Source organism: Amycolatopsis sp. SID8362, from assembly GCF_010550475.1.
Classification (GTDB): Bacteria; Actinomycetota; Actinomycetes; order Mycobacteriales; family Pseudonocardiaceae; genus Amycolatopsis; species Amycolatopsis eburnea.
This window is the reverse complement of sequence record NZ_JAAGNB010001165.1, coordinates 1-8,802: the sequence shown is the minus strand read 5'-3', so window position 1 is coordinate 8,802 and position 8,802 is coordinate 1. Positions and strand designations below refer to the sequence as shown.

General features: G+C 73.0%; 9 protein-coding genes and 1 pseudogene. 4 read left to right on the top strand and 6 right to left on the bottom strand.

Going from position 1 to position 8,802, the window contains the following annotated elements; translation table 11 throughout:
- The coding region (locus G3I65_RS36510) for a PucR family transcriptional regulator ligand-binding domain-containing protein (RefSeq protein WP_203612619.1) at window positions 1-863 on the bottom strand (863 nt) is incomplete at its 3' end.
- A gap of 102 nt (window positions 864-965) precedes the next feature.
- Between G3I65_RS36510 and gabT the strand changes: the two genes are divergently transcribed.
- Window positions 966-2,321, top strand: a complete 1,356-nt coding sequence (gabT, locus tag G3I65_RS36505; protein ID WP_160700139.1) for a 4-aminobutyrate--2-oxoglutarate transaminase — start codon at window positions 966-968, stop codon at window positions 2,319-2,321.
- Entirely contained in the window at window positions 2,318-3,745 is a 1,428-nt protein-coding gene (locus tag G3I65_RS36500) for an aldehyde dehydrogenase family protein (RefSeq protein ID WP_160700138.1), read from the top strand. Before gabT ends, G3I65_RS36500 begins: the two co-directional genes overlap by 4 nt.
- Window position 3,746: 1 nt before the next feature.
- On the opposite strand, the gene G3I65_RS36495 is transcribed toward G3I65_RS36500, so the two are convergent.
- Window positions 3,747-4,454 carry an MBL fold metallo-hydrolase gene (locus G3I65_RS36495; protein WP_160700137.1) on the bottom strand — a complete coding sequence of 236 codons (708 nt, stop codon included), beginning with the start codon at window positions 4,452-4,454 and terminating at the stop codon, window positions 3,747-3,749.
- Window positions 4,455-4,528: 74 nt separating this feature from the next.
- Between G3I65_RS36495 and G3I65_RS36490 the strand changes: the two genes are divergently transcribed.
- A complete protein-coding gene (locus tag G3I65_RS36490; RefSeq protein ID WP_160700136.1) occupies window positions 4,529-5,026 on the top strand; it encodes a hypothetical protein in 498 nt (165 codons plus the stop codon).
- Here G3I65_RS36490 and G3I65_RS36485 read toward each other — a convergent pair.
- A complete protein-coding gene (locus tag G3I65_RS36485; RefSeq protein ID WP_160700135.1) occupies window positions 5,023-5,790 on the bottom strand; it encodes a helical backbone metal receptor in 768 nt (255 codons plus the stop codon). The two genes, G3I65_RS36490 and G3I65_RS36485, sit on opposite strands and share 4 nt — an antisense overlap.
- Window positions 5,787-7,187, bottom strand: coding sequence for an RNB domain-containing ribonuclease (locus G3I65_RS36480; RefSeq protein ID WP_160700140.1), 1,401 nt, complete (start codon window positions 7,185-7,187; stop codon window positions 5,787-5,789). The genes G3I65_RS36485 and G3I65_RS36480 overlap by 4 nt, the downstream gene beginning before the upstream one ends.
- A 131-nt stretch (window positions 7,188-7,318) precedes the next feature.
- Between G3I65_RS36480 and G3I65_RS36475 the strand changes: the two genes are divergently transcribed.
- Window positions 7,319-8,263, top strand: a complete 945-nt coding sequence (locus tag G3I65_RS36475; protein WP_160700134.1) for an AAA family ATPase — start codon at window positions 7,319-7,321, stop codon at window positions 8,261-8,263.
- Here G3I65_RS36475 and G3I65_RS36470 read toward each other — a convergent pair.
- Both G3I65_RS36470 and G3I65_RS56615 read right to left on the bottom strand, forming a co-directional pair.
- Entirely contained in the window at window positions 8,260-8,445 is a 186-nt protein-coding gene (locus tag G3I65_RS36470) for a hypothetical protein (protein ID WP_125306997.1), read from the bottom strand. The genes G3I65_RS36475 and G3I65_RS36470 overlap by 4 nt on opposite strands.
- Window positions 8,446-8,476: 31 nt before the next feature.
- Window positions 8,477-8,802, bottom strand: a pseudogene (locus G3I65_RS56615) (hypothetical protein); the annotation flags it as partial.

The following is an 8,802-nucleotide window of genomic DNA, read 5'->3' as shown; positions in this document are numbered from 1 at the left end:
GTCTCGGCCCCGGACGCGGTCAGCACCCGCAGCGCCAGGTCGGCCTGGCCGCCGGCGAGCAGCTCCAGCACTCCTGTGCGCAACGCCTGGCGCGCGGCGGCCTGCGCGCGATCCTGTTCCAGCGCCAGGGAAAGCACCGACACCGCGGTGTTGACGATGTGGTGCCCGGCGGTGTCGAGCGACGCCCCGACGGCGAGCACCCGGCGCGTGCTCGTGTCGAGCGTCTGCAGCACGACTTCCTGCTCGTCGAGGACGACAACCCGTGTGCCCGTGCGAAGGCGCTCCAGCTCTTCGCGCAGCGAAGCGCCGTACGCCCGCGCGGTCGCCGGAGCGGCTTCGACGACCGTGGTGCGTTCGAAGAGCAACACCCAGCCGTCGACGAGCTTCGCCAGCTTGCGCAGCACCCCCGGCGGCCCGCCCTTGCCGACCGCCGTGCGCGTCAGCTCCTGCTGGGCGCGCCCGACCCGGACCGTCGCCGCGTACTCGTCGGCCGCCACCGCCCGCGAAACCGCGCGCGTGAGCGCGATGAACGGCGTCTCGCGCGGCACCTCCAGCACCGGCAGCCCCACCGACGCCGCCGTCGCCACGAGCGAACGCGGGACGCTTTCGTGGCTCAGCCCGACTCCGAAGCCGAGCCCGGCGACCCCGGCGGCAACCAGGCGGTGCACGTAGGCCGCCGACGTCTCCTCGTCCAGGGCCAGCCCGGTGGTCAGCAGCAGCTCGCCGCCTTCGAGGAACGCCTGCGGATCGGTCAGCTCCGTCGGGTGCACCCACCCGATCGGGCGGTCCAGGAGGTCGTCGCCGGTCAGCACCCGCAGCCCGAGCGGGCGGTCGGCGGCCAGTCCGGCCAGCGTGAGTGCCATAACGGCCAATTCTACGCCCCCAAATCGACAAGACGGCCACCTGACGACCGTCCGGTAACCACTCATCCTGAGGACGTCCCCCGACTTCCTCAGGAGCACGCCGTGACCGCAAGCACCACCGCCGAGCCGCAGGCGCCGTCCCCCCGGCAGCGCAGGCTGCGCACCGAGATCCCCGGCCCCGTCTCGCGCGAGCTGCAGGAGCGCCGCGCGAACGCCGTCGCCGCCGGGGTCAGCTCGGTGCTGCCCGTCTACGTCACCGAAGCCAGCGGCGGCCTGCTCACCGACGCCGACGGCAACGTCCTGATCGACTTCGGCTCCGGCATCGCGGTGACCAACGTCGGGCACTCCGCGCCCGCCGTCGTCGACCGCGTCCGCAAGCAGGCGTGCTGGTTCACCCACACCTGTTTCATGGTCACGCCGTACGAGGGGTACGTCGAGGTCTGCGAAGCGCTGGCCGAACTGACCCCCGGCGACCACGCGAAGAAGTCGGTGCTCTTCAACTCCGGCGCCGAAGCCGTCGAGAACGCCGTGAAGATCGCGCGCACGGCGACCGGGCGCCAGGCCGTCGTCGTGTTCGACCACGCCTACCACGGCCGCACCAACCTGACGATGGGCATGACCGCGAAGTCCGTGCCCTACAAGCACGGCTTCGGCCCGTTCGCGCCCGAGGTCTACCGCGTGCCGGGCTCGTACCCCTACCGCGACGGGCTGTCCGGCCCGGAAGCGGCCGCGCTGGCCATCGACCGGATCGAGAAGCAGATCGGCGGCGATCAGGTCGCGGCGGTCGTGCTGGAGCCGATCCAGGGCGAGGGCGGGTTCATCGAGCCGGCCCGCGGCTTCCTGCCCGCGATCTCCGCGTGGTGCCGCGAAAACGGCGTCGTGTTCGTCGCCGACGAGGTCCAGACCGGCTTCTGCCGCACCGGATCCTGGTTCGCGTCCACCGACGAAGACGTCGTGCCCGACCTGATCGCGACGGCCAAGGGCATCGCGGGCGGCCTGCCGCTGTCCGCCGTCACCGGCCGCGCGGAACTCCTCGACGCGGTCGGCCCGGGTGGGCTCGGCGGCACGTACGGCGGCAACCCGATCGCGTGCGCCGCCGCGCTCGGCTCGATCGAGACGATGAAGGCGGAAAACCTCGCGGAGTCGGCGAAGCGCATCGAAAACGCCGTCCTGCCGCGGTTGCGCGCGCTGGCTTCGGAAACGGGCGTGATCGGTGACGTCCGCGGGCGCGGCGCCATGCTGGCCGCGGAGTTCGTGAAGCCCGGGACGACCGAGCCCGACGCCGACCTCACCAAGCGCGTTGCGGCGGCGTGCCACCGCGCCGGTGTCGTGGTGCTGACCTGCGGCACCTACGGCAACGTCGTCCGGCTGCTGCCGCCGCTGTCCCTGTCCAACGACCTGCTCGACGAGGGCCTCTCGGTCCTCGAACACGCTGTCCGCACGGAGGCTCTCGCATGACTTTCCCCTTCTGGGTCGCCGGAAAGCCGGTGACCGCCGGCGCGACCGCCGAGGTCCGCCACTCCTTCGACGGGTCTTCCGCGGGCTCCCACTTCGTGCCGTCGGCTTCGGACGTCGAAGCCGCGGTCCAGGCCGCGCACGACGTCGCCGACGAGTTCGCGACGCTGCCCGCGCACGTCCGCGCCGGCGCGCTGGACCACGTGTCCCGCGCGCTGGGCGAGCGAGCCGAGGAGATCGCCGCGGTGATCACGGCGGAGTCCGGCAAGCCGCTGAAGTGGGCACGCGGCGAGGTCGGCCGCGCGGTCTCGACGTTCCGCTGGGCGGCCGAAGAAGCCCGCCGGTTCTCCGGCGAGCTGCAGCGCCTCGACACCGACCCCGGCGGAACCGGACGGCTCGCGCTGGTCCGGCGCGTGCCGCGCGGGCCGGTGCTGGGCATCACGCCGTTCAACTTCCCGCTCAACCTGGTGGCGCACAAGGTCGCCCCGGCGATCGCGGTGGGCGCGCCGATCGTGCTCAAGCCCGCGCCCGCGACGCCGCTGACCGCGTTGCTGCTGGGCGAAATCCTGGCGGAGACGGATCTCCCGGCGGGGTCGTGGTCGATCCTGCCGGTGGACAACGAGACGTCGTCGCGGCTGGTCGAGGACCCGCGCCTGCCGGTGGTGTCGTTCACCGGCTCGGTCCCGGTCGGCTGGGCCATCCGCGACCGCGTCCCGCGCAAGCACGTGGCGCTGGAGCTGGGCGGCAACGGCGCGGTCCTCGTCTGTCCCGATTGGACGGACCTCGACTTCGCGGCGCAGCGGATCGCCACCTTCGCGATGTACCAGGCCGGTCAGTCGTGCATCTCGGTGCAGCGCGTCTACGCGCACGACTCGGTGTTCGACGCGCTGGCCGAGAAGGTGCTGGAACAGGTCAAGGCGCTGCGCACCGGGGACCCGCGGGCCGACGGTGTCGACGTCGGCCCGCTGATCAACGACGCCGCGGCCGAGCGGGTCGAGTCGTGGGTCTCGTCCGCCGTGTCCGCCGGCGGCCGCCTGCTCACCGGCGGCGGGCGTTCGGGCGCCACCGTGGAGCCGACGGTGCTGGCGGACGTCCCCGAGGACGCGTCGGTGATGGCCGAGGAGGTGTTCGGGCCGGTGGTTTCGCTGGTCCGGGTGTCCTCGGTCGCCGAGGGTGTTTCCCGCATCAACGCTTCCCGCTTCGGCTTGCAGGCGGGCGTGTTCACGCGCGACCTGCCGACGGCGTTCGAGGTGTCGGCGGCGTTGAAGGTCGGCGGCGTGCTGGTCGGCGACGTGCCGAGCTTCCGCGCGGACCAGATGCCCTACGGCGGGGTGAAGGACTCCGGCGTCGGCCGCGAGGGCCCGGCGTCGGCGATGGCGGACTTCACCGAGGAGCGGGTGACCGTCCTGACCGGACTGACGCTCTGAGCTACCGGCGCTTCCCCCAGCGCTCGTCGTCGGGTTCCTCGCCGCGCCGCAACGCTTCGAGGTAGGCGCGGTCGGTGGCGAACCGGGCGGCGATCTCGGGTCCCCGGGCCACGGCGCCGTGGCCCGGAATCAGGACGTCGGCGTGCTCGGCGGCCTTGGCGAGCCGGTCGAGCGAGGCTTCGTAGGCCTCCTCCTGCCCGGTGCGGCGGGGGTCGAGCAGCGGGATCAGGACGTCGGAGAGCATGTCGCCGGCCAGCAGGACGCCGCGGTCCGCGAGCAGGATCGCGGCGTGCCCGACGGCGTGCGCGTCGTGCTCGACGACCTCCCCGGGCACGGGCCCGCCGTCGGCAGGCAGCGGCGTGAGCAGCGCGACCAGCTCGAGCGGAACGTCCTTCGCGGTCTCGGCCGCCATTTCTTGCGCGCGTTCCCGGACTTCCGCGGCGACCTGGGCGCAGGCGGCGGTGGCGTAGCGCGGCACGTCGCCGAAGCGGGGGTGCCAGAGCAGGTGGTCCCAGTGCGGGTGCGTGCAGAACCCGGCGACGACGGGAGCGCCGAGCCGGTCGAGGTCGTCGGCGAGTTCGTCCAGCTCGGCGCCTTCGATGCCGGGGTCGACGACGATCAGGCCGTCGTCCGCCCGGATCACGGTGGTGTTGCTCCAGACCCACGTGCTCTGCCGCACCCAGACACCGTCGGCCACCTCGTTCAGCATCGGCCCACCGTGTCAGGCGATCGCCCCGGGCGCAATCTCTTGCTCCCCGGGCCGGGAGCGGCTACCAAGCAGGGGTGAGACCGCTGATCCTGCTCGACGTCGACGGCCCGCTGAGCCCGTGGGCCGCGGCGCGCCACGCGAAACCCGCCGGCTACGTCGAGCACCGGCTGCGGATCTCCCGCTGGAGCCGCAAGCGGCTGCGGATCTGGCTCAACCCGGAGCACGGCCCGGCCCTGCTCGCGCTGGCCGGCGCCGCGGACGCCGAGCTGGCGTGGGCGACCAGCTGGGAGCACCGGGCGAACCGCCAGGTGGGCCCGGCGATCGGGCTGCCGCCGTTGCCGGTGGTCGAGTTCGCCGGGCCGCAGCCGTCGTGGAAGTTCGGGCCGGTGGCGCGGTTCGCCGCGGGCCGGCCGCTGGCCTGGTTCGACGACGACTTCGACCTGTTCCCCGACGCGCGGCAGGCGTTCCTCGACCGGCGCGCGGACCTGCCCACCGAGCTGATCCCGGTCGACGCGCACACCGGCCTGACCGCCGAGCACTTCGGCCGCCTCGAAGCCTGGCTGCGGGCTTAGCCTTCCAGCGCTGCCGTCAGCGCGGCGTGCGCCTCCACCAGCGAAGGGCCGTACCACGTCAGGTACCGCCCCGAGACCAGCACGTACCGCGCATCCGGGAAGTGGTCCGGGCCGTCGTCCGCGGTGAACAGGTACGGCTCGTCCGGCAGCACCAGCAGATCCGCGTCCGCCCTCAGGTGCGCCCTCAGCTCCTCGACGTCCGGCCTCGGATAACGCTCCTCGGACCCCGCGTAGACGTTCGCCACGCCGACGCGGCGCAGGACGTCGCCGCCGAAGGTGTCGCGGCCCAGGACGATCCACGGCTTGCGCCAGACCGGGACCACGGCGTGGAAGCGCACCGGCCGGGTCTCGCGCCACAGCTCCTCCGCCGCCACCAGCCAGTCAGGTTCTTCCAGCTCGAAGGCCTGGGTGAGGATCCGGCGCAGCGAGCCCAGCGCGGCCGGCACGGACGCCGACGCGGCCATCACCCAGACCGGGATCCCGTTGGCGCGCAGGCGTTCCACGTCCTCCGGGCGGTTCTCCTCCGAGTTGGCCAGTACCAGGTCCGGCGCGAGGTCGAGGACCCGGTCGAGCTTCGGGTACTTCGACCCGCCCACCCTCGGGACGTCCAAAGTGGACGGGTGCGTGCAGTAGTCGGTCGCGCCGGCCAGCCGTCCGGGCGCGCTCACCTCGACCGCTTCGGTCAGCGACGGGACGAGCGAAACCACGCGCGAAGCCGGGCCTTCCAGCGGCACCGGCTCCCCGAGGTCGTCGACGAAAGTCATGCGCGTTCGAACGACACCTTCCGCTGCTCGACGTCCACCGCGGTCAGCCGGACGGCGATCCGCTCCCCCGCGGTCAGCTTCTCCCCCGCGCACTTCGCCATCACCGTCGGGTCTTCGACGAGGATCTCCGCCTTGTTCTCGTCCGCGCGCAGCACCACCGCGCTGAACTCGCCACCGACATGCTCGGCGAGCACCCACGCCTCGACCTGGTCGATGCACGCCCGCTCGACCTTCGCGGCGAGGGTGTCCGACGCGCTCATCCGCTCCGGCACGTCCGCCAGCGCCTCCCGCACCCACGCCGGGACTTCGCGGCCCGCCGAGACGGCGAGGCAGATCTCCGTGGCGAAGCGGTCCACCAGCCGCCGGATCGGCGCCGTCACGTGCGCGTACGCGCCGCCGATGCCCGCGTGCGTGGTCAGCGCCGGCAGTTCGCCGTCGAACGCCGTGTAGCCCGCTCCGCGCAGCAGCCGCGTCGTGTCGGCGTAGAGCGCCATCGAGGCCGGCTGCCCGGGGTCCAGCGCGGACAGGAACTCCGAGACGGTCGCTTCCGGCGCCCACGCGATGCCCAGCGCGTCGGCCGACCGGCGCAGCCAGTCCACGGCCTCGGGTTCCGGGTCGGGCAGCGTGCGCAGGACGCCGACCCGCGCGTCGATCATGATCTGCGCCGCCGCCATCCCGGTGAGCAGCGAGATTTCGGCGTTCCAAGCGTCGACGACCGTCCGCGGCCGGCGCGCGAGCACCCAGCCGCCGTCCGGGTCGCCGCTGATCTCCTGCTCCGGCAGCTGCAGCTCGACCGCGCCGCGGCGCACGGCGAGTTCGCGTCGCCGCCGTCCCAGCTCGGGCAGCGCCGCCACCGACGGGTGCGGGTTGCCGGCGTCGAGCGCGGCCTGCACCGTCTCGTAGTCGAACTGCTCGGTGGACCGGACCAGCGCGCGGCGCACCCGCGTGGACGTCGGCTCGCCGGCTTCGTCGGTCTCGATGGTCCAGAGCACCGCGGGCCGGACCTCGCCGGGCAGCAGGCTCGCGGCGCCTTCGGACAGCACCGGCGGGTGCAGCGGGACGTTCCCGTCGGGCAGGTAGAGCGTCTGCCCGCGCAGGCGTGATTCGCGGTCGAGCGCGCCGCCGGGCGGCACGAACGCGGCGAGGTCGGCGATCGCGTAGTGCACGCGGAAGCCGTGCGCGGTCTTCTCGACGACCATCGCCTGGTCCAGGTCCTTGGACCCGGGCGGGTCGATGGTGACGAACGGCAGGCCGGTCGCGTCTTCGCGAGGCCCGGCGAGCGGGTCGAGCACCGCCGCCTCCGCCTCGGCCAGCACGTCGGGCCCGAACGACTCCGGCAGCGAGAACTCGGCGCGCAGGGGCCCGAAGTCCCCGCCCGCCGAGTGTGTCCTGATCACCAGGGGAGGCACCCCCCAACCCTAACCCCGGAAGGGGCCGATGATCGCCCGATCGGGCGCGGGCCGGTCGGGTGTACGTTGGGTCCGGCAATAATGAAAACCGTCTTCGTTTCCAGAAAGGTGCCCGACAAGTGAAGATCGCGTTCGTCGGCAAGGGCGGCAGCGGCAAGACCACGCTCTCGTCGCTGTTCGTCGCGTACCTCGCCGACGCCGGCCTGCCGGTGCTGGCGATCGACGCCGACATCAACCAGCACCTCGCCGTGGCGCTCGGCGCGACCGAGGAAGAAGCGCTGGCCTGGCCGACGCTCGGCGACAACATGGCCCTGATCAAGGACTACCTGCGCGGCGACAACCCGCGCATCCCGGACGCGGCGTCGATGATCAAGACGACCCCGCCGGGCCGCGGCTCCCGCCTGGTCCGGCCGTTCGAGGACAACCCGGTCTTTTCGACGTGCTTCCGCCAGTTGGGCGGCGTCCGGCTGGGTGTGACGGGTCAGTTCGACGAGGACGATCTGGGCGTCAAGTGCTACCACTCGAAGGTGGGAGCCGCGGAGCTGCTGCTCAACCACCTGGTGGACGTCGACGGCGAGTACGTGGTGATGGACATGACGGCGGGCGCGGACGCGTTCGCTTCGGGCCTGTTCACGCGGTTCGACGTGACGTTCCTGGTGTGCGAACCGACGGTGCGCAGCGTCGGCGTGTACCGCCAGTACGCGGACTACGCGCGAGACTTCGGTGTCCGCCTCGTGGTGGTGGGCAACAAGGTGACGGACGCGGAGGACGTCGAGTTCCTCCAGGACCAGGTCGGCGACGCCCTGCTGGGCTGGCTGTCGGCGTCCCGCCACGTCCGCGCGGCGGAGCGCGGCACGACCCGCCCGATCACGGAGCTGGAGCCGCGCAACCTCTCGACGCTGCGGTCGATGCTCACGACGGTGGACGCGGAGCAGCGCGACTGGGCGCGCTACCAGCGCCAGGCCGTGGAGTTCCACCTGCGCAACGCCCACGCCTGGGCAGGCGCGGACCTGGCCGCGCAGGTGGACCCCGACTTCGTCCTGGGCCCGCGCCTACCGGTCTAGTCGTCGTCGGCGGCGTCGGCCTGCCGGGTCCGCTCCCTCGCGATGTCGAGCGCCCGCCGGGCGGTGGCCTCGTCCGGGTAGGGCCCGAGCAGGTCGACACTGCGGCTGCGTTCGAGGTGCTCGACCTGGTTGGTGCGGGTGTTGTAGTACCACCCCTGGTCCGGGTTCGGGTCTTTGGACATGTCCCTAGCGTGGCAGGTGGCGGGCCGGCTGTCAGCGCTTGTACTTGTAGGGGATCTCGGTCGGTTGACCGGTGGGCCCGAAGTCCTGGGGTTCTTCCTGCTGTTCGGGGTGCTCGTCGAACCACCCGCGCGGGGTGCCGCGGGGCGGGGTTTCGGGCTCTTGGCGGGTCGGCTGGGGTAGCGGGGTGTCCTTGCCGGGGAAGACCGGTCGCGCGCCGGCGGGTGGGGCGGGAGGCAGAGTGCCGGGGCCCGGGAAGACGGGGCGCGCGGGGGCGGCGTGTCGGGTGGGGAACGGCTGGGGGGTGGACTCCGGGCCCGGGAAGACGGGCTTGGGGCGGGCGCTCGGCGCTTGAGGCG